The organism is Pseudoalteromonas sp. 2CM41L, from assembly GCF_023161905.1.
GTDB lineage: Bacteria > Pseudomonadota > Gammaproteobacteria > Enterobacterales > Alteromonadaceae > Pseudoalteromonas > Pseudoalteromonas atlantica.
The window spans coordinates 127148-150117 of the sequence record NZ_JALNTN010000002.1 but is presented as its reverse complement, the minus strand read 5'-3'; the positions used below and the strand labels follow the sequence as shown (position 1 = coordinate 150117).

Sequence of the window (22970 nt, the reverse complement as noted above, 5' to 3'; positions counted from 1 at the left end):
TCCTTAATCATCAATTTCATCATTTTCTTCACGTTTATAAATATAGGTTTGTTGGGTTTTAAAGCCAAACCCTACACTATCATCGTCATTCACTAATTGTACGCTACCATCTACAACCGTTAAGCCTGGGCCCATTATTTCTACTGGCTTCATTGGGTTTTGTGCATCTTCGCCTTTTATTCCCGGCCCAATTAGGTAAAACTGGCTTTCTTCGGTCACTTCAATGGTTGGGTTATCATCACAAAAGCCGTCGCCATTTCCATCGGCACAAGAGGGGCCTTCACCAAAGTACAATTGTGGTGTATCAGGTACATCATAGCTAGTGGTAAACTTTAAGTCGTCATATACCTTGGTGCCATAATGTAAATGGAACGCATACAACGAGCCGCCGCCGCCACTTAACGAACATTGGTTCTCTGTAGAGGTTTCTGATGATGGAGTAAAGCTTGTATAGTAAGCGACACCGCCCACCACTGTGGCTGCTGCTAAAGATTTTTCACCGGTGCCTAATTCATAGCGCCAGCCTTTAAATTTAGCTAAATCGACTTCTAAATCAACAAACTCATCTACATCATCAAGAGCATTACCAAACGGGTCGCTGTTCATTAGCATTAAATCTGCTGGTTTAATCGCTGTAGGGGCGCTAGTGAATGACTGAGTTACTGTATTTTCATCTCTTATCATAAACAGCTGATCGTCTTCATTTGTACCTGTTGGTTTTGAGCGATTTCCGCTGCCTATTACAATAGCGTCATAAGGCGTATCTAAACGTGTAATCACTGTTTCACCATTAATCGTTGTTTCACTTACTTTGCTATAAAGTGTACGTGCCACCAACGGCTGGTAAAAAAAGCGACGGTCTTGGCTTGCTAAACTGCTACCAAGCTCTGCAAGTTTAAAGTGCGTAAAATTACTGGTGCTTGTGCCTGGCATGTCTATACGCCAAATATCGCCCCCGGTATCGGCAGCATAAATTCTGTCAATGTAACCATCGTAATCTGAATCAAGCGTAGAAACATTTGCTGCAATCGAGTGCTTGCCTTTAAATCCATTTTCGTTTGGCGTTAAAGCCCACACTTTTTTACCTGTTTCAGCTTCTACTATATAAATACCGCGACCAACCGAGTCTTCACTTCTTACCACGGCATCTTTATTTGTATCGTACCCTGCACCAAAAACGAGTAATGGCTTATCACCAAATGCTTTTATGTACGCTATTTGGGGTTTGGACCACGTTTGAGCTAGCTCTTTAAAATCGCCAGTACCGCCTTCTATAGGGTTATCCCATAGTTTTTTAGGCTGATCGGGGTTAGTAATATCAAAGGCGTAATAGTTTTTTCCACCACGGCGCATACCTGCAAATGCCCACACGTCATCACCATCGCTTGCATCAACAATACCATCGTTAATGCCTTCGTCATTTAAGCTTTTATCACTAAAGTAAACACTGATTGGGCCGTCCATCCCGTAGAGTTTACCGGTGTCTTCATTGCGTAAAGGCTGAATTATATCGTAAAGATCAGAGGGAATGAACGCCCAGCTTTCGGTCACTTGGTTATTGGTATCATCGTCTTTAAACATATGTAAAAAGCCGGCATTAGTACCAATCAATATACGTATGTCGTCATTGCCATAGTCGATTGCCACTGGCTTAGAATGTAAAGGGTCGCCAAAAATATCGCTGCGTTGATCGGTGTTTGAGCCATCGTTGTCTTCATCGTCAACATCTATCCCCATTGCCCATTTTATATCTGAACTAGCTAGGCTAATCGGGTTATTGGTGACTAAATCTAAAATATCGCTCACAATATTAGTAGTAAACTCAACTAAATCGCCTTGCTTATCTGTATAGAGGTTGCGTCTTTCTTCAGCTGGAGTCCCCGTGAGTGTAGCTAAATGATAGTTTACACCCCCTTGTGCAACTAAGTTACCATCGGCAGACTGGCCATCTGGCAGCCAAAACGTTTTAGCATCTGTGTCTATTAAGCCATCAGAATCAAGCGCTGTATTATCTTCAGAGTCAACTATTTCACTGCCTGATACTTTTAATTTTTTTAAATTCCCACCCCATCGAGTGTTTGTTTCTGGGTAAAACATGGCAAAGTAAATAGCATCACGGCTACGTGTTTGGTCTACGTTGTTACTTGCAACTGAAGGCGAAGAAAAACTATCGTTAACTTCACGAATGCGAGAAATAGCGCTATTTAGCGAGTTAGAAAGCTCATCCGGTGTACTTGCTGGTAAGTTTTCACCACCACCTAATAAAGCTGTTTGCCGCAACAACTCTTGCCCTTCGTCACTCATGCCTGACCCAAAACCTATGGTGTATATGCGGCCTGTTTCATGAATATCAGGTGTTGATGGATACAAATCAACTGTCGTATTACTGGTGCCATGAATTATTTTAGCTAATTGATGCAAATAATTATTATAAACGTAGTCCCCCTCGACCAAAGGTTGCCCAAAATAATTATTGTGTATTGCGCTTATTGAAGCATCACTGCCATTATCGCTATTTTCGTTAATGTAACGTCTTCCCCAACGATCATATACATATCGGGGTGAAGGGTCTCCATCCGTCATGTAAATTATATTTACTGAATTATCACAACGTTTTGCCTCTGCATTTGAGTCAGCGAAAGGGGAAATATAGTTATAACTATATGTATTTTCCCACTCGTTCCAACATCTCCATCTATTACATTTACGAACACGCTCTCTTCCAGTTAATACTTCGTTCTCGATTGAGGTGTCTCTATCTGATTGATCTATTGGCTCCGCATACTCTAAACCGCCACCTGTAATATACAGATATGCTTCCCACAGAGTCTCGGCTAATGGCGTACCCCCATTAGCAGGAAGCCTGTCGATTGATGAAGTAATATCCGAGTGCGGGCTTCCTATGCCTTCAACCACATAGCCACCAGCTGTTCCTACAAAACGCATTAAACCGAAATCGATCCCTTCATTGTCATTCACTACTTTTTTCATTGCAGTCTTTGCAGCAGCAAGACGGCTATCTGGGCAAGGAATATACAGGTTACTACTTTCATTGAAACCACAACTAAGACCTGTGTTAGATGAAAACGCCATACTGCCTGAGGTATCAAATATAAGTAAAACCCTTGGCTTTTCTTCCACATCTACATCGTGGTTTACATAAAGCTCTATATCTTCAGCAACTACTGAGCCGCTCAGTGCGAGACCAAGTAAAGAGACCAATGGCTTATTAAGATTAAATTTCATTTTAAATCCCCTTACTTATACTGGCCATTTCTTGAGCTACACCTGTTACAATTGTAAGTTCGTGCTTTGCTTTAGAGCCATATTGAATAGTGGTAGATATTTGCAGCATGTTACACGATATACCGGCAGTAAAATTAAATCGGCGTGGGCACTCTAAATCAAGCGCCCCCTGATTTAGGTTTATCATTTTGCTTTGCATATCGTCGTGCGTGGCTATTACCATCCCTTCATCATCTGCGCCTGCATGAGTTGATACTTCATCTGGCGTTAAAAAAAACTGATTAGCAGCACCTTTGCTTGCCTCATCAGAAATCATTCGCTGTACTTCTCCAATAAGCTCATTTTCAGCGACTTCTCGCTCTTGAGCTGCATTGGTAATTTTTATATCTACACTACTGCTGCTCATTAGTGTAACGGCAATTCCCGTTACAGCAATAACCATAATAAGGGCTGTAATAAGCACAACACCTTGTTGTTTATTTGCGTGTTTACTTAGATACGCCATAAATTTGCTCCCACGTTATTTAAACGAATTGTGGTGGTGAATACTGTTCTTCTGTAAGTATCGGTAAAAGTGAGCTCTCGGGAGTCTTCATCTTCACCTAAAATATATGTTTGATTTTTTATTTTAAGACCCGGATCTGGCTGCAATGCTCTAACTAATAAAAAAACCTGCACTGTTAAAATGCTTTTGCGGTTTTCCCAGTCAGAGTGCTGCATGTCCTCAATACTTCGGTACGAATCAACACGGCTATCACTGTCTGTATCTAAACCAAATACAAAGCGCATGTTTTCAACGCCCTCCATAATGGTTTCGGCCTTCATGTTGGCGCCATTTAAGCGTTTACGCATTAATGCTGGTACTGTTAGGCTTTTATTATTTACTGTATAAGTTTGCTCTGCGAGGTAATAAACATGATGGCTATAAGGCCACACCGTGGCATTAACGTTTAAACTACCCGCAGCTACAACGCCTCGGGTAAATTCTGCGCTTTCTTGCTCAGCTATAAAATAGTTTTCATCCGCTTGTGTTTCATTAGTGGCGCCATCTACCGTGAGCTGCTCACCTTGTAAAAACTTGATTTGTAAAATGTCAGTTCCTGCAATTGGCTTACTTATACAGTTAAGCTCACTTGTTGAACTGGCCTCTTTTGCATAAATAGTTCTGAAATTGCTAGAAGATGCTAAATCCGGAAAGCTGCCGTTATTAAGCCCTTCGAAGCAATCACCACCAGGGTTAGCTAACGTTTGTGTGTTTGCTGCAGTAAACGAATCATCATAATAAGTTCCCCAAAAGCCTACCTGCTCTATATCACGCTGCATAATATTAATGGCTAAGCGGCCTGACTCTTGTAACTCGCCTATTGTCATTGTGTCTTTTGTGGTTACTTTCATACCAATATAGGTAAACATCACCCCACCTAAAATAAGCCCACCAATAAATAATGAAATCATCATTTCTATTAGCGTAAAACCTTTTTCTCTCATGTTAGCTCCTTAGGTATATATAGCTATTTAATGCAACCAAACGGCGTTTTTTATCGTCAGTACCGCATTTAAGTGCTTTGGTTTCATCATTGGCATTAAACTCTTGGCGGCCTTGCCAAGACACTATTACTTCAATATTAAACCCACGCCCACCCGTACCTGCTGCAGCCGTAGGGTTTATACATACAGTGGCATCATCGAGAGAGCCGGTGTTTTCGCGTGCACGAATGGCGCGTTTCCATTGCTGTAAATCAAGGGCTGCAACTTGCGCTGCAGTGCATGACCCACTAAAACAAGCCGTAGAGGTAGACGTTGATGTTTTACTGGTAAAAGTTTGCGTATATAAAGTAGCTAGCTGTGCGGTATCATTTGCTCTAATGCGCTGAATAATATCATTTCCTAACGCTACCGCGGCTGCGCGCTGCATAGAGTCAAAGCTTGCCTGCTTAGCTTTTGCTTGCAGTGCAACAGCGCCTAATAAGCCAAAGCTTAAAATAATAAACGCAATCAGCACTTCAATTAAGGTAAAGCCTTTTTGAGGTTTTTTGTGAGGTGAATGCATAGTAAAAACCAAATAAATTTTATCTGATTATAAGTTTATGCATTGAAAATGTAGATGCAATATATACTAGGACAAGCGGTTAAATTTGTTGATAAACGGTTAACAGCATCAAGCCAATTGAGCTTTGAGGATTAAAATTACTCTATCTGGAGGCGATTTAACTCCAGCGCAATGCTGCTAATTTAGTGGGCTCAATAACGGCCTCTGCCTTGCTTTAAAAGCCAAGCAACCTACTAAAAATTCAACCTAAAATATAACAGGCTCTAACTTAGCGCATTTTTTACTGTTTTTAGCTCTCGCCTACTTACGCTTAATTGCTCCTTACATCCGGCTAGTTCTACGCTATGTGCACCAGGGCTTTGAGTATGCAAGGCAACAAGCTTTTGTCTGTTTATGAGCGTATTTCTGTGAATACGTAATAATTGCGTTGGGAAGCGTTGCTCAAGTTGTTTTAAGCTTTGTTCAATTAGGGCCTCGCCCTCTTGAAATACCATATTGGTGTATTTTTCTTGGGCATTAAAGTAATACACTTGATCAAGTTCAATACTTTTTATTGTGCCACCAAGCTGATAACTAATTTTTGTAGATTGCTGCTTTTGCATATGCGCTTTATTTAAACGCCCTACTTGCGCTAACACTTTATTTAATGCCTGTTCAGTAACTGGTTTTACTAAGTATCCTGCGGCACTAAGCTGTAGCGCATCAAGTGCATGCTCGGGGTAAGCCGTTACAAATACTATTGCCGGTGGCACGCTCAGCGTATTGAGTTGCTGCGCTACCTCTAGGCCATTAATACCCGGCATATCTATGTCTAAAAAAACCAAATCGGGATGAACCTGCTTGATAATGGCAAGCCCCTGCGCGCCGTTATCACCTTCGCCTTTAACTAAAATATGCTCGTTTTGCTGCAGTAGCCGCTTTATTCTAGTGCGAGCTAGCGGTTCATCATCAATAATTACAACATTCATTGGGGGTTCTCAAACAGCTTAGGGATCACTACTTTTACTCTAAATACATCCTCTTTTTGTGTGATCGTTAGTTGTGCTTTTTCTTTGTAATAAATAAACAATCGCTGGCGAATATTTTCAAGTGCCATGCCATTATTTGGTCTTTTTAGCGCCTCATTATGAGTGATAGGGTTAGAAACAATCAATGTTAAATACCCTGTTGTTACGTGTAGCTCTACACTAATAACGGCCCCTGTTTCACTGGGCTCTACCCCATGACACACCGCATTTTCTATTAACGGCTGAAGGGTTAAGCACGGAATACTAATATCTGGTAAATCAGCAGGCACTTGCCAATTAAGCTTTAAACGACTGCCAAAGCGCCAGGTTTCCAGCGCAACATATTGTTTTGATAAGGTCAGCTCATCTTCGAGAGAAACGCGCTGCCCCGAGCGCATAGCCGCTTGCGACAGCGCCGCAAGCGCAAGTATTGCTTGCTCTGCAGCATCAGCGTCATGATGTGTAAGCTCGGCGGCGGTATTAAGGCTATTGTACAAAAAATGAGGGCGAATTCTGGCTTGCAAAGCATCAAGCTCCGCGCGCGAGAGCGCTTTTGTTTGCTGCTCTTTTTCAAAATAAATCAGTAAAAACTGTACAAATAAAGCCGTGATCAAAAAAACAATTAAGCAGTTTCGTAATACAAAATAAATACTCGTTTCATTATTTGTAATATCTAAAAAGTAGCGGGCACACAACACACTAAATAAAGCGGTACTGACTAAAAAGGAAATAAAAAAAGCAAAAAGTTGGGTGGTTTGCGGCTTTTTTTGTAAAACACCCCGAAAAGAGTATAAAGCATAAATACTGACCAAAACGGTCATATGAGAAAATAAACTAATTACGCCAAGGCTCTGCCAGCTATCCCCTTCAACAAAAGGAGCAAACGCTAAGATGGTAGCAACAACTTGGGTAACAATAAGCGTGGCAAGTACCCCTCGCTCATTAAAAAGAGCCGAAAAAAGCAATGTTTCACCTTGCGGCAACTTGCTCATAACGGCTCTCCTTGTAATCTAAATAATTAATTTATATAGATTAACGCAGCTCAACAGGAACGGCAAATACGATATTCTCTTCTTCACCTGGGTTTTCAACTACCTGCTTGCCGCCTAGCTCTTTTAAGCGTGCAATAACTTGTTGTACAAGCACTTCTGGCGCAGAAGCCCCCGCAGTTACTCCCACAGCGTTAGTTTCGCCAAACCACTGTGCTTCAACATTGGTTGCATCATCGATTAAATAAGCGGTTGTGCCCATTTTATCTGCAAGTTCACGTAAACGGTTAGAGTTAGAGCTGTTTTTAGCCCCCACAACTAATAACACATCTACTTTGTCTGCTAAATCACGCACAGCATCTTGACGGTTTTGTGTCGCATAGCAAATGTCATCTTTACGCGGGCCATCAATTGCTGGGAATTTTTCGCGCAGCGCATCAATTACATCTGCAGTGTCATCTACCGAAAGCGTTGTTTGGCTACAATAAAATAGATTATCAGCATTTTTAACGTTAAGTTTGGCAACATCTTCTGCGGTTTCTACAAGGTAAATACCACCGTCGTTATTGTCATACTGCCCCATAGTACCCTCAACTTCTGGGTGACCATGGTGACCAATTAAAATACACTCAATACCTTTACGGCTCGCACGCGTTACTTCCATATGCACTTTAGTAACTAATGGGCATGTTGCGTCAAATACTTTTAGATCGCGGCGTTTAGCTTCTGAGCGTACCGCTTGCGATACACCGTGGGCGCTAAAAATAACAATGCTGTCATCAGGTACTTGGTCTAGTTCTTCAACAAATACGGCACCACGGTTTTTTAAACCATCTACTACGTAGCGGTTATGAACGACCTCGTGGCGTACGTAAATTGGCTTTTCAAAAATATCTAAAGCGCGCTCTACTATGCTAATTGCACGGTCTACCCCTGCACAAAAACCTCGCGGGTTCGCTAATAAAATATCCATTAGCCTTGCACCTCAATAATATCTACTTCAAACGTTAAACGTTGACCTGCTAACGGATGATTAAAATCTATAGTAACCGACTCACCTTGTACTTCGCGTACCAGTCCTGGCAGCTCAGTACCATCTGGCTGAGTAAAGGCAATAATTGCGCCGACTTTAGCTGGCGTTTCTGCACCAAATTTACTGCGTTCTACATAGTAAATATTATCTGGATTAGGTTGGCCAAAGGCGTCCTCTGGTTCTAACTCAAACGTTTTGCCTTCGCCTGCACTTAAACCTAGTAAGCACTTTTCAAAATTAGCCGTTAAGCTGCCATCACCCATCGTTAACTTGGCTGGTTTATTATGCACCTTGGTTGAGTCTGCGGCAGAGCCATCTTCTAGTTTAATAGAAAAGTGAAAAATAACCTCTGAGTTTTCACCAATTACAGCTTGGCTCATGCTTTATGCTCCTTCGGACTTTCGCCTGTAAAGGCATCAAATAATAATAATGCGGCACCAATACAAATTGCACAGTCGGCAATATTAAATACTGGAAAATGCGAGTTTTTATAAAACACATGTATAAAGTCAATTACATAACCATAAGCAACACGGTCATATAAATTACCAATAGCGCCAGCAAGCACTAACGCATAAGCACTACATAATATTTTATTTGTCGCTGGTAAACGCTTTAACCACCACACTAATAGTGCACTAATAGCAATGGCAATAAAACTTAAAAACCAACGTTGCCAGCCACCCGCTTCACTTAAAAAGCTGTAGGCCGCGCCATAGTTATGTACGTAGGTAATACTAAAAACAGGCAGTAAATTAATCGACTCTTGATAAGCCATGGTATTTACAACAAGTGTTTTAGTGGCAAAGTCTATTACAAGCAGTAATAGACTTAACCAAAGCCACACTAAACCACTTTTTTGGGCTAGTTTGCTCACTGAGTAAAGCTCCTAAGCGAATTGACGCTTTTCACCTTCGCCGTCAACATTGCTTACACAACGACCACAAATTTCAGGGTGTGCAGGCTCTGAACCTACATCATCGCTGTAATGCCAACAACGCTCACATTTAGTTGCATCTGTGGCTGCTACGCTAATGTACAAACCTTCAATTTCGGTTGTTTGTGTATCACTTGGCTGGCTATCTACTGCAGATACAGTGACCGCAGACGTTAGTAATACAAAACGCAGTTCATCACCTAATGCTGCTAACTTATCAGCCAGTGCTTTTTCGGCGTATAAGTTAACGCTTGCTTGTAACGTTGCGCCAATCACTTCTTCTTTTCGGGCTGCTTCTAGTACGCGGTTTACTTCGTCACGTACATTTAGAATCGCTTGCCAGTCATCGTTGCTAAATTGGCTGTTTGTCGGTGCATGTAAACCGTCGTACCATACCGAAGTAAATACGTAATCGCTACGCTCGCCCGGTAGTGCTTCCCAAATTTCTTGAGCTGTAAAACTCATAATTGGCGCCATCCAACGAGTCATTGCTTCAGCAATATGATAAAGCGCAGTTTGACAAGAACGACGTGCATGACTGTCGCTTTTTGCTGTGTACTGGCGGTCTTTAATTACATCTAAGTAGAACGAACCAAGCTCACCTGTACAGAAGTTCATTAGCTTTTGCGTTACTAATAGCATTTGGTAGCTATCGTAAGCTGCTAAAATTTCTTCTTGTAATTGGGCTGCACGGCCAACAATCCACTTATCAAGCTCAACCATATCATCAACAGCAACTTGGTCTGTTTTTGGATCAAAACCACTTAAGTTAGCTAACAAGTAACGGCTAGTGTTACGAATACGGCGGTAACGATCTGCAGAGCGTTTAAATATTTCATCCGATACCGTCATTTCGGCGGTGTAATCGGTAGAAGCTACCCATAAACGTAAAATGTCAGCGCCAAGTTTATTCATCACGTTTTGTGGTGAAATAACGTTGCCTAACGATTTTGACATTTTGCGGCCGTTTTCATCTACAGTAAAGCCGTGCGTTAGTACTTGCTTGTAAGGTGCGTGACCGTTAATAGCAACTGAGGTCATCATTGATGACATAAACCAACCACGGTGCTGATCAGAACCTTCTAGGTATAAATCGGCTGGGCCAACTAACTCTTCACGTGCATCAACAACACACGCATGTGTTACGCCCGAATCAAACCATACATCTAACGTATCTTGTACTTTCATGTATTGCTTGGCATCTTCTTCGCCTAACAAGGTGGCAGGCTCTAGGTCATACCATGCTTGAATGCCTGATTTTTCTACCAGCTCTGCAGCTTGCTCAATAAGCGCTTGCGTATTTGGGTGTAAAGCACCAGTGTCTTTATCAACAAATAAAGCAATTGGCACACCCCAAGTACGTTGGCGTGAAATACACCAATCTGGGCGACCTTCAACCATGTTCGCAATGCGGCTTTCGCCCCACTCTGGCAACCATTGGGTGTTTTTAATTTCGCTTAACGAGTCTTGACGTAAGTTAGCCTGATCCATGCTTACAAACCACTGCGGTGTAGCACGGAAAATAATAGGCGTTTTGTGGCGCCAACAATGCGGGTAGCTATGCGTAAGCGCATGATGATGCATTAAAGCACCGCGCTCTGTTAGTACGTCAATTACACTGGCATTAGCTTTAAATACATGCTGACCAGCAAATAATTCTGTATCAGGTAGGTAAACGCCATTCGCGCCTACAGGGTTTGCTACTTCAAGATTGTAATTTAAGCCTGCCGCGAAATCTTCTTGACCATGGCCTGGCGCGGTATGTACCACACCCGTACCTGAGTCAGTAGTAACGTGGTCTGCTACAATTACCGGTACATCAAAATCATAAAATGGGTGAGCAACGTGTAAGTTTTCAAGTGCTGCACCTTTAACATAACCTAGTACGTGGAAATGATTAAAGCCATAACGGTCCATTGCATCTTTAACAAGCTCTGAGCCTAAAATTAAACGTTGCTGTGAGCCATCATCATCTACTTGTACTAAGGCGTACTCTAAATCTGCATGCACTGCTACCGCACGGTTAGCGGGTAAAGTCCACGGCGTTGTAGTCCAAATAACAGTACCTACACTGCCTTGGCCTTTATGGCCATCGGCTAAATCAAAGGCATTAACAACCGCGTCTTGATCTGCAAATGTAAAACGTACGTCAATCGCTGGAGATTGCTTATCTTGGTACTCTACTTCGGCCTCTGCTAATGCAGAACCACAGTCTGTACACCAATGCACAGGCTTTGCACCTTTATGAAGGTGGCCATTTTTAATAATACGACCTAGCACGCGAATAGCGTTTGCTTCAAAGTCATAGTTCATTGTTAAGTAAGGTTTGTCCCAATCGCCAAACACACCTAAACGTTTAAAGTCTACTTTTTGACCTTCAACTTGCTTTTTAGCGTAAGCACGGCATTTTTCACGAAACTCGCTCGCGGTTACTTTAACGCCTGGCTTGCCTACTTTTTTCTCAACCATTAACTCAATTGGCAAACCATGACAGTCCCAACCAGGCACATAAGGTGCATCAAAGTCAGATAAAGTTTTAGACTTAACAATTATGTCTTTTAAAATTTTATTTACTGAGTGGCCTAAATGGATATCGCCGTTTGCATACGGAGGGCCGTCATGCAAAATAAAGGTCTTTTTACCTTTTTTAGCGCTGCGAATTTGACCGTACAGGTCGTCTTCATACCATGCTTTAAGCATTTTTGGTTCACGTTGTGCCAAATTGCCACGCATTGGAAACTGTGTTTCCGGTAAATTCAAAGTATGTTTGTAGTCGCTCATTAATCCTACTTTCCGTATCTATCGGCTACCTAATTTAAACCAAAACACTGTTTTGCGGCGGCAACATCGGTTGCAATTTGTGCCGTTAACTGTGTTAATGTCTCGAATTTTTTCTCATCGCGAAGTTTTTTTATTAACTCCACGTGCATAAACTGTCCATATATATCTTGTGCAAAGTCAAAAAGATGAACTTCTAACAAAGCACGAGTTCCATTAAAAGTGGGCTTGTTACCAATATTGGCTACCCCATAAACGTGTTTTCCGGCAATGTTTGCTTTTACGGCAAACACCCCATTTACAGGGCAAACTTGGCGTTTAAGCGCTATATTTGCAGTCCGAAAACCAAGCTCTCGCCCTCTTTTCCAACCATGTATTACACGCCCTGAAATAGCATAATTATGCCCTAGCATTAACTTAGCATTTTCTAAGTCGCCTGCGGCTAATGCTTCACGTATTAGTGTGCTGCTTACTCTAGCATTTAATTGGCGAAAACTCGCGGTGCTTTTTACATCCATGCCCGCTTGTTTGCCCATACTGAGCAGTAAATTAAAATTCCCTTGGCGCTGTTTACCAAATTTAAAATCATCACCTACTGTGAGTGCTTTAACGCCTAGCTTTTTAATTAAAATATCACTAACAAATTGCTCTGCATGCATATTGGCAAATTGTTGGTTAAAGCTAATACAAATAACCCGCTCAATACCTAGGTTACTTAGTAATCTGAGTTTGTCGCGTAACCGAGTAAGTCGAGCTGGCGCATTGTTTTTAGCAAAAAACTCTTGCGGCTGCGGCTCAAATAACATCACAGTACTGGGTAAGTTATGTGCTTTGGCATCCGCTAACAACCCTTTTAACACTTCGCCATGGCCTAAATGCACACCGTCAAAATTACCAATAGTCAACACACAACCATAATGCTGCGCTCGAATATTGTGTATACCTCTAATTAACTCCATGCCACCTAATGCCTTTTTCAGCGAGTATTATTAACGACTTTAAAATCGTTCAAAACCACAGGGCTGCCGATTATAATCTTTTTTTTAGTTTGATTCAGTAGTTGCTACACTTTTTATCGTATTTAGTCTTACACCAAGTAAAAACAGCACCGCAAAGTAACTTATTGCAGCAATTACTAGCAATACAATTAACAACATTACTTGCTCAGAAAAATGCCATGTAGCCCAATAATAACGGCTGCTGACGTACCACGTTAAAGCGCCCATTACCAAGCTTGCCACAATGCACTTTACGCTAAAGCGCAGGCTCATTGCAGAAAACTGATACACGTTTTCTTTTTTAAGTTGCCTGTAAAGTAAAAAAGCATTGCAGCTGGCCGACATAGACGTTGCTAAAGCAAGCCCTAAATATCCTATAAACGGGGCTAACATAATATTAAATACCATATTAAGCACCAGCGTAATAATACCAATGCGCACAGGTGTTTTGGTATCTTGGCGCGAGTAAAAACCCGGCGCTAATACTTTAATAAGCATAAAGCTAACTAACCCTACCGAGTAGGCAACCACCCCTAAGCTTACCGCTTTGACATGATCAACATCAGCGTCTTTAAATGCACCGTGATCAAATAGCACAGTAATGATAAGCGGGCTTATAATCATTAAACCAACCATGGCGGGTATGCCTAAAAAAATCACAAAACGCACACCCCAATCTAACGTATGCTGAAAATCACTCAGCTTTTTACTGCTATGCAATTTAGAAAGTGCGGGTAAAATAACAGTGGCAATACCAATACCAAATAAACCAAGTGGAAACTCAATTAACCTATCTGAGTAATAAAGCCATGCGATAGAGCCCGTCATTAATAGCGAGGCAATCATGGTGTCGAGCAGGAGGTTAATTTGGCTTATTGAAACACCAAATAATGCCGGCAGCATAAGCTTACGCACTTTTTTAACGTTCTCGTCTTGCCACGCCCAGCGAGGACGTGCCAGCATTTTTGCTCGGTATAAAAATGGTAACTGAAACAACAATTGCACCACTCCGCCCACAAATACACCAATGGCTAACGCATACGCCCCCACGCTAAATTTGTCGTGCAATAAAATGGCGCAGGTAATAATTGAAACATTAAGTAATACGGGCGTAAAAGCAGCCACTGCAAAGCGGTTATACACATTCATTACCGCACCGCTAAGTGCTACCAAACTAACAAATAACAAATATGGAAAGGTTAACTTTAATAAGGAGCTTGCCAGCACAAACTTTTCTGCATTGGGGCCACCTTGCCACCAATCTATAAACCAGCCAGTACCAAATAACGCGGCAATAACAGGCGAGGCAATAACGCCAAAAATAGTCACGCAAAGCAAAATAGTGCCCAGCGTACCGGCAGCCTGTGCTACAAATAACTTAACTTTATCATCGCCATGGTGTTCTTTAATTTCGCTAAGTACAGGCACAAATGCCTGAGCAAAGGCCCCCTCAGCAAATAGTCGGCGTAAAAAATTGGGAATACGGTTAGCAAACAAAAAAACATCAGCAGCTGCACTAGCACCTAATAAGTTTGCAACGACAGCGTCTCGTACTAACCCTAAAATACGCGATATCATTGTCATACAACTTACAATCATACCGGAGCGAAATAATCCTTTTGACACCTTAAACCTACTTAAAAACCTTTAGTTAGCACAATTATGCCACAGTCTTTTTTATAAATCGCTTTAAAGCACTAGGCTGGGCGTCTGTGCTTTGTTACAATAGCGATATTAACTGCTAAAGCGGCAAATTGATGTTCGTTATAAGGAGCAGTTTTTCTTGAGTTGTTAAATTTAAATTGACATTCATGATAAAAACAGGCATATTCCACGGCCTTTAATTTAAGCTTTATTTAAGATTGTTAGGAGCAAACCTTGGCTAACATCAAGTCTGCAAAAAAACGCGCTATCACTAGCGAAAAAAACCGTCAGCACAACGCAAGCCGTCGTTCAATGATGCGTACTTACTTCAAAAAAGTAACCGCTGCTATTGAAGCTGGCGATAAAGAAGCTGCACAGCAAGCTTTCTCTGTTGCTACACCTATCCTAGACCGTTACGCAACTAAGGGTCTAATTCATAAAAACAAAGCAGCTCGTCATAAGAGCCGTTTAGCAGCTAAAATTAAAGCGCTATAATTTGTTTTATGATTAAAAAACCGGCCTAGGCCGGTTTTTTTATATCTAAAATTTGGTATTTTGCAATCCGCTAAACTTTAAGCTGATTTAACGCATTACTATTAAAGCTGGTTAAACATTTTCCAAATCGGGATAGAACTTTTTCAACATGGCCGCAATTTTTTTAGGCGTAAATGGCTTAACCACAAACCCCTTAGCACCTTTATCAATGGCTTCTTTAACATTTTCTACTGCTGAATGGGCCGATACCATCACCACATTAGTTTCAGGGTTAATATCATTAATTTGCGCGATTAACTCTTTACCATCGCCGTCAGGCAGTTCTATATCTAAAAAAATCATATTGTAATTAGCTGCTTGGCATTCGCTAATGCATTGTTTAGCCGTTGAAGCCTCTTTAACGTTTTCTATTCCTAAGTGCATGAGCGTTTGGCTCAAAAAACTACGCACTGTGCTAACATCATCTACTATTAAAATTGATAGCTGCGTATCCATGTATCTTCCTCGTAGGCTAAAAGCATTGTATAAGTTATTATATAACTAGATATTTAATCATTTTATTATAGAGACCTACGCTCAAAAGGCCAGATTTGCTTTATGTCAAACAACACAAAAAAACAATCATTGCTTGGTAAAACACCACAAAAAAGAAAAACCCCTGTAAAAAAGCCCCGCAATAGGCCGCAAACAGCACCGCAATCTTCAGCTAACCCAACATCAACCCCAGCGGAGCAGCCTGTAAAGTCTAAAACAGGGTTACTTATTACGCTGGCTATCATTTTTGCTGTAGCCATTATTTTTCCAAAACCAACTTTGCTCACCTATAAAAAATTAGGGTTAGTGAGCGAAAGTATTTATTGGCCTGGGGTCTTTGGGTATGGCCGTACATTACTTGATTCAAACTTACACCCGCAGCTAGACGAGAAGCGCAATGCCCTTTATTTATGCGCAGATATGAAGGCGCCGCAAAGCTGTCAAAAGTACCAACTAATAAAAAATAATGGCTTTTTTGCAGCACTAGCTAGCTATATTTAGCATTAAAAAAACTAATCTGAAAATTTAAAATTACTTGGTTGAAAGGTGCGCAAAAGATCAACATAATGGCGCTCCTTTTTTCAACAACTGAACTATTGAAACGACCATGCTAAACGAGCTAGATTGGCTTTTAAACACTGTATTACTTGCACTAGGTTTAGGTGCATTCTTTATTAACCACATAACAATACTGCGTGTTGCAGCGATTAGTGCATGTGGTCTGTTATTTTTGTCTTTTAGTTTGGATTTAATGTCGTCGAGTGTTATTTCGAATATGAGTTTAGTGTTGATCAATACATTTTACTTGTTCAAAGTATATACGTTTGGACAATTTAATGTAACGCATAGTTAACATTTCCCCTTAGAATATTTTATAGCCCAGCCTTGCTGGGCTTTTTTATTTGAAAAAATTAAAAGGCTTGGGGAACAAATTGAACTAAGATAAAATTTATCTCGTATTAATCCTCATTTAGGTCTTACTATGTCTTTATCTGATTTCGATTTATTTTTATCTTCTATGGAAGATGTAAAACCTATAAACCACGATACTGTAACTCCCCTTACAAGTAATCCCAGTGCCACCCTTGCCCAACAAGAAAAACGCAAAGCTGCCGAGCTTAGCCTTGCGAATGACGAAAATTACTTACAATCTGAGCATGTAGAGCTTTTAGACCCGCATGCATTACTCAGTTTTAAAAAAGATGGCGTACAAAGCGCAGTATTTAAAAACTTACGCTTAGCTAAATACCAAGTTGATGCCACATTAGATTTGCATGGCCAATTACTCAAAAACGCACGCACAACATTATTTAACTTTATTACTGATTGCCACCAGCGAAACATTCGCGTTGTATTAGTACGCCATGGCATTGGTATAAAAAATAAAGCTAAGCCCGGTATACTAAAGAGCTATGTTAATAAGTGGCTACAGGCTCTACCCGCGGTATTAGCGTATCATACCGCTTTAAAGCACCATGGTGGCAGTGGCGCAACATATGTGTTGCTTAAAAAAAGTGATGAGAAAAAGCATGAAAACCGAGAGATCCATGCTAAACGGTACTAATTAACTTATTTTACTAAATACCAGTAACGAAGCGCACTTTAGTAATTAAATGGCCTAATGAAAAGTGGGTACTCTTTAATGATCTGGCTTTATTAAGCCAAAAACAAATTAATAGAGTCCACTTTTTATAATTTGCCTGCAAATGCACTTATTCACTTTGTGAAGTTTGTGAACTTTTGCTTTGTGGCACTTGATCGGCACTCGCTTGGTTAAACCAAGCAGACACGCCTAGCACTATAATAGAAACCACTACTAAACTTAGTTTTACTCCGCCTTGACTTGATTTCATACGTTACTCTTATTATTTTTATTTTAGTGACTAAACTTCACAATAATTAAAATTACAAATGTTAACAAGCTGTTTGTTAAACTGTTTTGCTATCTATTAATAACCTTTTGTTCTATTAACCCGATTATTTAATGTAAGGCCGCTTTTTAGGCGATTAATATTTTCTGCAATTTGCGCTGTTACGCTATTTAAATCAGATAACGCGGCGCAGTGTGGTGTAATAGTTATTTTAGCGTTATGCCAAAATGAGTGGTCGTGCGGTAGCGGCTCTTGGGTAAATACATCGAGCGTGGCAGCCCTTAACATTTCACTGTTAAGTGCGTTTATTAAATCTTGCTCTACTAGGTGCTCTCCTCTGGCAACGTTAATTACACACGCATGGGCCGGTAACTTAGCTAATAAATCGGCATTAATAATACCCTTAGTATCTTTTGTTAGCGGCAGTAGGCATACCAAGTAGTCAATTGTGGGCAGCATTTCATTAAGGCCTTGCTGCTGAGAATATAGATGCACCTGCTCATCACTTTTTTCAGTTTTTGACCAAGCGCTTACCGTAAAGCCATTCAGGGTTAGTTTTTTGGCGCACGCTTTACCTAGCTCACCAAAGCCTAAAATACCCACGTGATTATATTTATATGCACGCTTAGGTTTATAATTGCATTGTGATTGCTTAACAAAATACTCTTTTAAACGCAGCTTGTGCGCAAGTACATGGCCTAGCACGTACTCTGCCATATCTTGAGCAAGCTCAGTATCAACAATGCGAACCACGTCTACCTCTTTAGGCAATAAAGACATATTAATACTATCTACACCCGCCCCAAACGATGACACCGCTTTTAAATTTGGTAATTGCTGCCACAAATCATCTGGTGCATTCCAGGCTAATACAAACTCTACATTGTTGAGCTTTTTACACTCTGGCCATTGCATTATCTCTTCATTGGGTAATAGCTCTTTTAGCTTTGCAATTAGCTTTGTATTATCTCGCCCGGTAATGGCTACTAATACCGACATAGAAGCTCCTAATTTTATTAAATAAATTTTATCTACACTAATAAACAACTGAGCAGCTCGTGATGTGCTCTTTAAAAAGTCACACAACTGCAAAGTAAATGTCACACCCTTTTTTTACTCTAAACAGGATGGCGAATAGGCCAAATTGTAAATGAGGTTAATATGATAAGCGTTGATAAAGTAATAGCAGCAAACTTACCACAATTAGAGAACTCCCCTAAAGTAAAAGGTTTAGTTAAAAAGGGACTGGGCTACTTATTACATGAACAAGAATTTGTCGCCTTTGGCGATGCTTACCCCCATTTACAAGGGCTAGAGTTTGTTGAACAAGTGCTTGATGAGCTTGACTTTGATACCCGCTACAAACCAAAACAAATTGAAAACATACCCAGCGAAGGTAAGTTAGTTATTGTGGCTAACCACCCCATTGGCTCGCTCGACGCACTTGCGCTGATAAAAGTACTTTCCAGCGTTAGGCAAGATTTAAAAGTGGTTGCCAATCGCATGCTAATGTCGGTCACCCCTATGCATTCATTGCTGTTGCCAGTAGATAATTTATCGGGAACTAGTAAAAAACAAGAATTAAGTAATATACAAAAACACTTAAAAGATGAAGGTGCGTTACTTATTTTTCCTGCGGGAGAGGTCTCGCGTTTAAGCCCTACCGGTATTAAAGATTGCAAGTGGAACAGTGGCTTTTTACGCATGGCTAAAAAAGCAAACAGCCCTATTTTACCTATTTATATAAAGGCCAAAAACAGCCCGCTTTTTTATGGCACCTCAATGATTTACAAACCACTTGCGAGCTTATTATTAGTAAAAGAAATGTTTAAGCAGCGACAAAAGTCATTAGAGTTTGAAATTGGTGCTTCCATTCCGCCTGAGTCATATTTAATCGAAAACTTAAAAGATAAAGAAATCGTTAATCTCATTCGCAAGCAACTTTATCGCCTTACCACTAAAAAGCCCCTTCCCCTTAAAACCCAAACCCCTATTGCTATACCCGAGTGCCGCAAAGAGCTAAAAAAAGCCATAGAGAGTTGTCAGTTATTAGGCAAAACACAAGATGGCATGCATATTCATTTATATCAGTACACTGGCAGCTCACCAGTGTTTAGAGAGCTTGGACGACTGAGAGAAATTGCCTTTAGAGCGGTAGGTGAAGGCAGCGGAAAACGCCGCGACATCGACAAATATGATATGGATTATCAACACTTAGTGCTATGGGATCCTACGCAGCTAGAATTAGTGGGTGCATATCGCCTTGCTTGTGCAAAGGAAATAATAGAGAAACATGGCCGAGAAGGCTTATACACCGATAGTTTATTTAGTTACACACAAGCAATGAAACCGTATTTAGAGCAAGGTATAGAACTTGGCCGCAGCTTTGTGCAACCTAAATATTGGGGGCGTAAAAGCTTAGACTACTTATGGTACGGTATTGGCGCATTTATTAAAAACTACCCGCAATATCGTTACTTATTTGGCGCGGTGAGCGTTTCTAACGCCTTGCCTGAACAAGCAAAAGCCATGCTCGTGCATTACTATCAACATTATTATAAATCAGAGCAACACCTCGCCACCCCCAATAACGAGTTTAAATTAAGCGAGCAACAACTCACTCAGTGTGAAACTGTTTTTAGTGGCAACGATGTAAAAGAAGACTTTGTAGAATTAAAACATGTACTGGCCAATATGGGGGCACAAGTTCCTACGCTATTTAAGCAATATACTGAGCTGTGCAAGCCTGGCGGCGTAAAGTTTTTAAGCTTTAGTATCGACCCCGACTTTAACAACTGTATTGATGGGTTAGTGCTGGTAGATTTACAAAACGTAAAAGAAAATAAAGCCAAGCGCTATTTAGGTTAGGGCGTGTTGAACTTTACGGATTGAAATTTGTTCAATCTAGGGGCGATTTAATCGCGGCGCGAGGTTTGTAACCTAGTGGGCTCGATAACTGCTCCTGCGTTATTCTAATGACTTACATCCCTGTAAGAATAAGTAAAAACCGAGCAACAAAGAGTTTATCGCCCCTAGGCAGAACCCGAAGGGCAGCGCATGTTTGGCATTTATGCTGCGTTATCGCCTATTTATGGGGAATAACCACACTTCATAGGCTCTGCCTTGCCTAAAAACCAAACATACTGCTGCAAACTCAATCATTAAAGATCAACACGCCCTACTCAAACAAACAGCGAGGTGATTCTCGCTGTTTATTTTTATTGTGCGATTACTATTTATGGCTAAAAATTCGCGCTAATAAGTCTGTGTAAATGGCCTCAATTTTAAGTAAATCATCAACCGGAACATGCTCGTTTACCTGATGAATAGTACTATTTTTAACGCCGCACTCAATAACTTGGGTATGCTGGTTTGCAAAAAATCGGCCATCAGAAGTACCGCCACTGGTACTTAACATGGGGTAACTCCCTGTTTGCGCATAAATGGTGTGCTCTAACTGCTGCAATAAACTCCACCCGTTTGTTGGTGCCGTATAATAGGGCTCACACGCTCGCTCCCATTCAACCTCCAGGTGCTGGGCGTATTCACTCAGCGCCGCTGATATACAGTGCTTTATTGCATTGCTTGTATAACCATGGCTATATCGCACATTAAAGGTAATTTCGCATTCACTAGGCACTAAATTATCAACAACATTTTTTATATTAATGCCGGTCACTTGCAAGGTGGTTTTAGAGCTTGGCTCATCGTCAGGCCATGTTAAATTACTTAAACAATTTACAATATTACCCGCAATATGCGCAGCATTTATAGTGTTCTGTGGGTAGGCAACATGTCCGGCCTTGCCGTGTACTTTTATACGAGAAGAAATAGCGCCTCGGCGACCATTTTTAATTGTATCGCCTACGTGTGTAGAGCTTGTCGGCTCACCAACAATACAGCCATCAAGTTGTATATTATTTTTTGCTAAACGCGCGGCTATTACCTCTGAGCCAAATTCGGCCTCTCCTTCCTCATCGGAGGTAATAAGCCAATAAAAACGCCCTTTTTTACTTTTAGTATCTTTTAATAGTGCCTTAGTAGCACCAAGCATAGCCGCCACACCGCCTTTCATATCGGCAGCGCCGCGACCATACACGGCATTATTAATAATATTGCCAGCAAAAGGCGGGCTTAGCCAGTTGCCCGACTCGGCAGGCACAACATCAATATGCCCAGAAAACGCAACACAAGGTCCTTCTTGTTCAAAACTAACGTAGGCAATTAAATTGGTAACGCCTTCAAAAGTAAACTGCTCACAGTTAAAGCCAAGCGCAGTTAACTCATTGCTAAGCCAATCTATGGCTCCGCCTTGATTAGGCGTTACAGACTCAAACCTAATAAGCGTTTGCGTATTTTTTACCACCGCGCTTAAAGGTTTACTTACACTGTTTTGCGATACTTTTGCAACAGACATAACAACACACTCAATAACCATAAGAGAGATTATTAAAGCGCGAAAATATGACCACATAATGGCAAAGTTAATACAGTGCGATGACCGTTAAATACATAGCTGTGTCAATTAATTAAAATACTTTTTGCACTGACTTTAATCTAAATCAAGAAAAGGGTTCACATACTTCAAACATTTTTGAAACTTTGATCTAGAACAGGTTTTCAACGCTCGGAGATTGTAATAATAGCGTCAATCAAAAAGTAGTTATTGGAGCACAACATGAAAACCCAAATCAGCATTGCATTACTTACCTCTTTACTTGCTATTACCCCTGCGGCACACGCTAACCTTAGCGTTAATGTTGGCGCTATTAATGTAAATCCAGATAACAGCAGCTCGGCAATTAACGAAGCGCCAACACTAGCTCTCAAAGGCGACTCTGACACGCAGCTAGGTATTACAATCGATTATGCATTTAACGATAAGTGGGTGTTAGAGCTTATTGCCGCTACGCCGTTTTCGCACGATGTAAATGGCGCAGGTGGGTTAGCTGGCAATAAAATTGCCGACATCAAACAGCTTCCGCCATCATTGGTTGCGCAATACCACTTTTTAGATACAAGTTACGCGCTACGCCCGTTTATTGGTGTAGGGTTAAATTACACCACCTTTTTTGACGAGCAGCCTTCTCAAGCGCTAAAAGCAACCCTAGGCACTGACGATGTTGAAGTAAAACTCGATGATTCGTTTGGCTTTATTGCACAAGTAGGCGCTAACTATAAAATCGATCAACATTGGGGGCTACATGCCATGGTATCAATGATTGATATAGATACCGATGCCACAGTGTATGCAAACGGTGCAAAAGCCCTTACATCAACCGTTGAGCTTGACCCTGTCGTTGCCATGTTTGGTGTAAGGTACAGCTTTTAATTAAGTTTGCAGCGCCTATGTTCTATGTGTTTAAGGCCGAAAGGCCTTATTTTATG

At 41.0% G+C, this 22970-nt stretch carries 22 protein-coding genes; 6 read left to right on the top strand and 16 right to left on the bottom strand.

The window, feature by feature from the left end; genetic code table 11:
• Positions 1 to 3: 3 nt before the first annotated feature.
• From MTF64_RS03525 to murJ, 12 genes are all read right to left on the bottom strand, one after another.
• Entirely contained in the window at positions 4 to 3246 is a 3243-nt protein-coding gene (locus MTF64_RS03525; protein ID WP_248450595.1) for a PilC/PilY family type IV pilus protein, read from the bottom strand.
• A gap of 1 nt (position 3247) precedes the next feature.
• A complete protein-coding gene (locus tag MTF64_RS03520; protein WP_054983034.1) occupies positions 3248 to 3751 on the bottom strand; it encodes a hypothetical protein in 504 nt (167 codons plus the stop codon).
• Positions 3739 to 4734 (bottom strand): PilW family protein, encoded by a 996-nt coding sequence (locus MTF64_RS03515; RefSeq protein ID WP_029774109.1) that lies wholly within the window; start codon positions 4732 to 4734, stop codon positions 3739 to 3741. Before MTF64_RS03515 ends, MTF64_RS03520 begins: the two co-directional genes overlap by 13 nt.
• Position 4735: 1 nt before the next feature.
• Positions 4736 to 5296 carry a type IV pilus modification protein PilV gene (gene pilV, locus MTF64_RS03510; RefSeq protein WP_248450594.1) on the bottom strand — a complete coding sequence of 187 codons (561 nt, stop codon included), beginning with the start codon at positions 5294 to 5296 and terminating at the stop codon, positions 4736 to 4738.
• A 263-nt stretch (positions 5297 to 5559) separates the two neighbouring features.
• Complete coding sequence (locus tag MTF64_RS03505) at positions 5560 to 6264, bottom strand: LytTR family DNA-binding domain-containing protein (protein ID WP_248450592.1); 705 nt, start codon at positions 6262 to 6264, stop codon at positions 5560 to 5562.
• Positions 6261 to 7295: a histidine kinase gene (locus MTF64_RS03500; protein WP_248450590.1), complete on the bottom strand. Its 1035-nt coding sequence runs from the start codon at positions 7293 to 7295 to the stop codon at positions 6261 to 6263. Before MTF64_RS03500 ends, MTF64_RS03505 begins: the two co-directional genes overlap by 4 nt.
• A gap of 40 nt (positions 7296 to 7335) precedes the next feature.
• On the bottom strand, positions 7336 to 8265 hold the full coding sequence (ispH, locus tag MTF64_RS03495; protein WP_029774112.1) for a 4-hydroxy-3-methylbut-2-enyl diphosphate reductase: 930 nt from the start codon (positions 8263 to 8265) through the stop codon (positions 7336 to 7338).
• Positions 8265 to 8705 carry an FKBP-type peptidyl-prolyl cis-trans isomerase gene (fkpB, locus tag MTF64_RS03490; protein ID WP_248450588.1) on the bottom strand — a complete coding sequence of 147 codons (441 nt, stop codon included), beginning with the start codon at positions 8703 to 8705 and terminating at the stop codon, positions 8265 to 8267. The genes ispH and fkpB overlap by 1 nt, the downstream gene beginning before the upstream one ends.
• Positions 8702 to 9202, bottom strand: coding sequence for a signal peptidase II (gene lspA, locus MTF64_RS03485; protein ID WP_004588359.1), 501 nt, complete (start codon positions 9200 to 9202; stop codon positions 8702 to 8704). The genes fkpB and lspA overlap by 4 nt, the downstream gene beginning before the upstream one ends.
• A gap of 12 nt (positions 9203 to 9214) precedes the next feature.
• A complete protein-coding gene (gene ileS, locus MTF64_RS03480) occupies positions 9215 to 12043 on the bottom strand; it encodes an isoleucine--tRNA ligase (RefSeq protein WP_248450586.1) in 2829 nt (942 codons plus the stop codon).
• A gap of 29 nt (positions 12044 to 12072) precedes the next feature.
• On the bottom strand, positions 12073 to 12999 hold the full coding sequence (ribF, locus tag MTF64_RS03475) for a bifunctional riboflavin kinase/FAD synthetase (RefSeq protein ID WP_004588357.1): 927 nt from the start codon (positions 12997 to 12999) through the stop codon (positions 12073 to 12075).
• Between the two features lie 84 nt (positions 13000 to 13083).
• Positions 13084 to 14664 (bottom strand): murein biosynthesis integral membrane protein MurJ, encoded by a 1581-nt coding sequence (murJ, locus tag MTF64_RS03470; protein WP_269083494.1) that lies wholly within the window; start codon positions 14662 to 14664, stop codon positions 13084 to 13086.
• 252 nt (positions 14665 to 14916) lie between these two features.
• Between murJ and rpsT the strand changes: the two genes are divergently transcribed.
• On the top strand, positions 14917 to 15177 hold the full coding sequence (gene rpsT, locus MTF64_RS03465) for a 30S ribosomal protein S20 (protein ID WP_004588355.1): 261 nt from the start codon (positions 14917 to 14919) through the stop codon (positions 15175 to 15177).
• Positions 15178 to 15288: 111 nt separating this feature from the next.
• On the opposite strand, the gene MTF64_RS03460 is transcribed toward rpsT, so the two are convergent.
• Entirely contained in the window at positions 15289 to 15672 is a 384-nt protein-coding gene (locus MTF64_RS03460) for a response regulator (RefSeq protein WP_004588354.1), read from the bottom strand.
• A gap of 102 nt (positions 15673 to 15774) precedes the next feature.
• On the opposite strand from MTF64_RS03460, the gene MTF64_RS03455 reads away from it, so the two are divergent.
• The 3 genes from MTF64_RS03455 (at position 15775) to smrA (ending at position 17275) form a co-directional block, all read left to right on the top strand.
• Positions 15775 to 16212 (top strand): hypothetical protein, encoded by a 438-nt coding sequence (locus tag MTF64_RS03455; protein WP_248450585.1) that lies wholly within the window; start codon positions 15775 to 15777, stop codon positions 16210 to 16212.
• 106 nt (positions 16213 to 16318) lie between these two features.
• Positions 16319 to 16564, top strand: coding sequence for a hypothetical protein (locus MTF64_RS03450; protein ID WP_248450583.1), 246 nt, complete (start codon positions 16319 to 16321; stop codon positions 16562 to 16564).
• A 129-nt stretch (positions 16565 to 16693) separates the two neighbouring features.
• The gene (gene smrA / locus MTF64_RS03445) at positions 16694 to 17275 is read left to right on the top strand and encodes a DNA endonuclease SmrA (protein ID WP_248450582.1); all 582 of its coding nucleotides are present in this window, start codon (positions 16694 to 16696) and stop codon (positions 17273 to 17275) included.
• Positions 17276 to 17423: 148 nt separating this feature from the next.
• Here smrA and MTF64_RS03440 read toward each other — a convergent pair whose 3' ends face one another.
• Positions 17424 to 17564 (bottom strand): hypothetical protein, encoded by a 141-nt coding sequence (locus MTF64_RS03440; RefSeq protein ID WP_024032281.1) that lies wholly within the window; start codon positions 17562 to 17564, stop codon positions 17424 to 17426.
• A gap of 96 nt (positions 17565 to 17660) precedes the next feature.
• A complete protein-coding gene (locus MTF64_RS03435; protein ID WP_154945656.1) occupies positions 17661 to 18581 on the bottom strand; it encodes a glyoxylate/hydroxypyruvate reductase A in 921 nt (306 codons plus the stop codon).
• A 162-nt stretch (positions 18582 to 18743) separates the two neighbouring features.
• On the opposite strand from MTF64_RS03435, the gene MTF64_RS03430 reads away from it, so the two are divergent.
• Positions 18744 to 20450, top strand: coding sequence for a lysophospholipid acyltransferase family protein (locus MTF64_RS03430; RefSeq protein ID WP_248450581.1), 1707 nt, complete (start codon positions 18744 to 18746; stop codon positions 20448 to 20450).
• A gap of 364 nt (positions 20451 to 20814) precedes the next feature.
• Here the strand turns inward: MTF64_RS03430 and dapE are convergent, their stop codons facing one another.
• Complete coding sequence (gene dapE, locus MTF64_RS03425; protein WP_248450579.1) at positions 20815 to 21999, bottom strand: succinyl-diaminopimelate desuccinylase; 1185 nt, start codon at positions 21997 to 21999, stop codon at positions 20815 to 20817.
• 261 nt (positions 22000 to 22260) lie between these two features.
• On the opposite strand from dapE, the gene MTF64_RS03420 reads away from it, so the two are divergent.
• Positions 22261 to 22914: an OmpW family outer membrane protein gene (locus MTF64_RS03420; RefSeq protein WP_248450578.1), complete on the top strand. Its 654-nt coding sequence runs from the start codon at positions 22261 to 22263 to the stop codon at positions 22912 to 22914.
• Positions 22915 to 22970: the final 56 nt, after the last annotated feature.

Bases quoted from the DNA above. Each gene is read 5' to 3' on its own strand.
- MTF64_RS03505 (WP_248450592.1), bottom strand. From the start codon at position 6,264: ATGAATGTTGTAATTATTGATGATGAACCGCTAGCTCGCACTAGAATA.
- MTF64_RS03440 (WP_024032281.1), bottom strand. From the start codon at position 17,564: ATGAAATCAAGTCAAGGCGGAGTAAAACTAAGTTTAGTAGTGGTTTCT.
- MTF64_RS03420 (WP_248450578.1), top strand. From the start codon at position 22,261: ATGAAAACCCAAATCAGCATTGCATTACTTACCTCTTTACTTGCTATT.
- dapE (WP_248450579.1), bottom strand. From the start codon at position 21,999: ATGTCTGTTGCAAAAGTATCGCAAAACAGTGTAAGTAAACCTTTAAGC.
- MTF64_RS03430 (WP_248450581.1), top strand. From the start codon at position 18,744: ATGATAAGCGTTGATAAAGTAATAGCAGCAAACTTACCACAATTAGAG.
- MTF64_RS03500 (WP_248450590.1), bottom strand. From the start codon at position 7,295: ATGAGCAAGTTGCCGCAAGGTGAAACATTGCTTTTTTCGGCTCTTTTT.
- MTF64_RS03450 (WP_248450583.1), top strand. From the start codon at position 16,319: ATGCTAAACGAGCTAGATTGGCTTTTAAACACTGTATTACTTGCACTA.
- MTF64_RS03435 (WP_154945656.1), bottom strand. From the start codon at position 18,581: ATGTCGGTATTAGTAGCCATTACCGGGCGAGATAATACAAAGCTAATT.
- MTF64_RS03460 (WP_004588354.1), bottom strand. From the start codon at position 15,672: ATGGATACGCAGCTATCAATTTTAATAGTAGATGATGTTAGCACAGTG.
- MTF64_RS03525 (WP_248450595.1), bottom strand. From the start codon at position 3,246: ATGAAATTTAATCTTAATAAGCCATTGGTCTCTTTACTTGGTCTCGCA.
- MTF64_RS03515 (WP_029774109.1), bottom strand. From the start codon at position 4,734: ATGAGAGAAAAAGGTTTTACGCTAATAGAAATGATGATTTCATTATTT.
- MTF64_RS03455 (WP_248450585.1), top strand. From the start codon at position 15,775: ATGTCAAACAACACAAAAAAACAATCATTGCTTGGTAAAACACCACAA.
- pilV (WP_248450594.1), bottom strand. From the start codon at position 5,296: ATGCATTCACCTCACAAAAAACCTCAAAAAGGCTTTACCTTAATTGAA.
- smrA (WP_248450582.1), top strand. From the start codon at position 16,694: ATGTCTTTATCTGATTTCGATTTATTTTTATCTTCTATGGAAGATGTA.
- ribF (WP_004588357.1), bottom strand. From the start codon at position 12,999: ATGGAGTTAATTAGAGGTATACACAATATTCGAGCGCAGCATTATGGT.
- MTF64_RS03520 (WP_054983034.1), bottom strand. From the start codon at position 3,751: ATGGCGTATCTAAGTAAACACGCAAATAAACAACAAGGTGTTGTGCTT.
- ileS (WP_248450586.1), bottom strand. From the start codon at position 12,043: ATGAGCGACTACAAACATACTTTGAATTTACCGGAAACACAGTTTCCA.
- ispH (WP_029774112.1), bottom strand. From the start codon at position 8,265: ATGGATATTTTATTAGCGAACCCGCGAGGTTTTTGTGCAGGGGTAGAC.
- fkpB (WP_248450588.1), bottom strand. From the start codon at position 8,705: ATGAGCCAAGCTGTAATTGGTGAAAACTCAGAGGTTATTTTTCACTTT.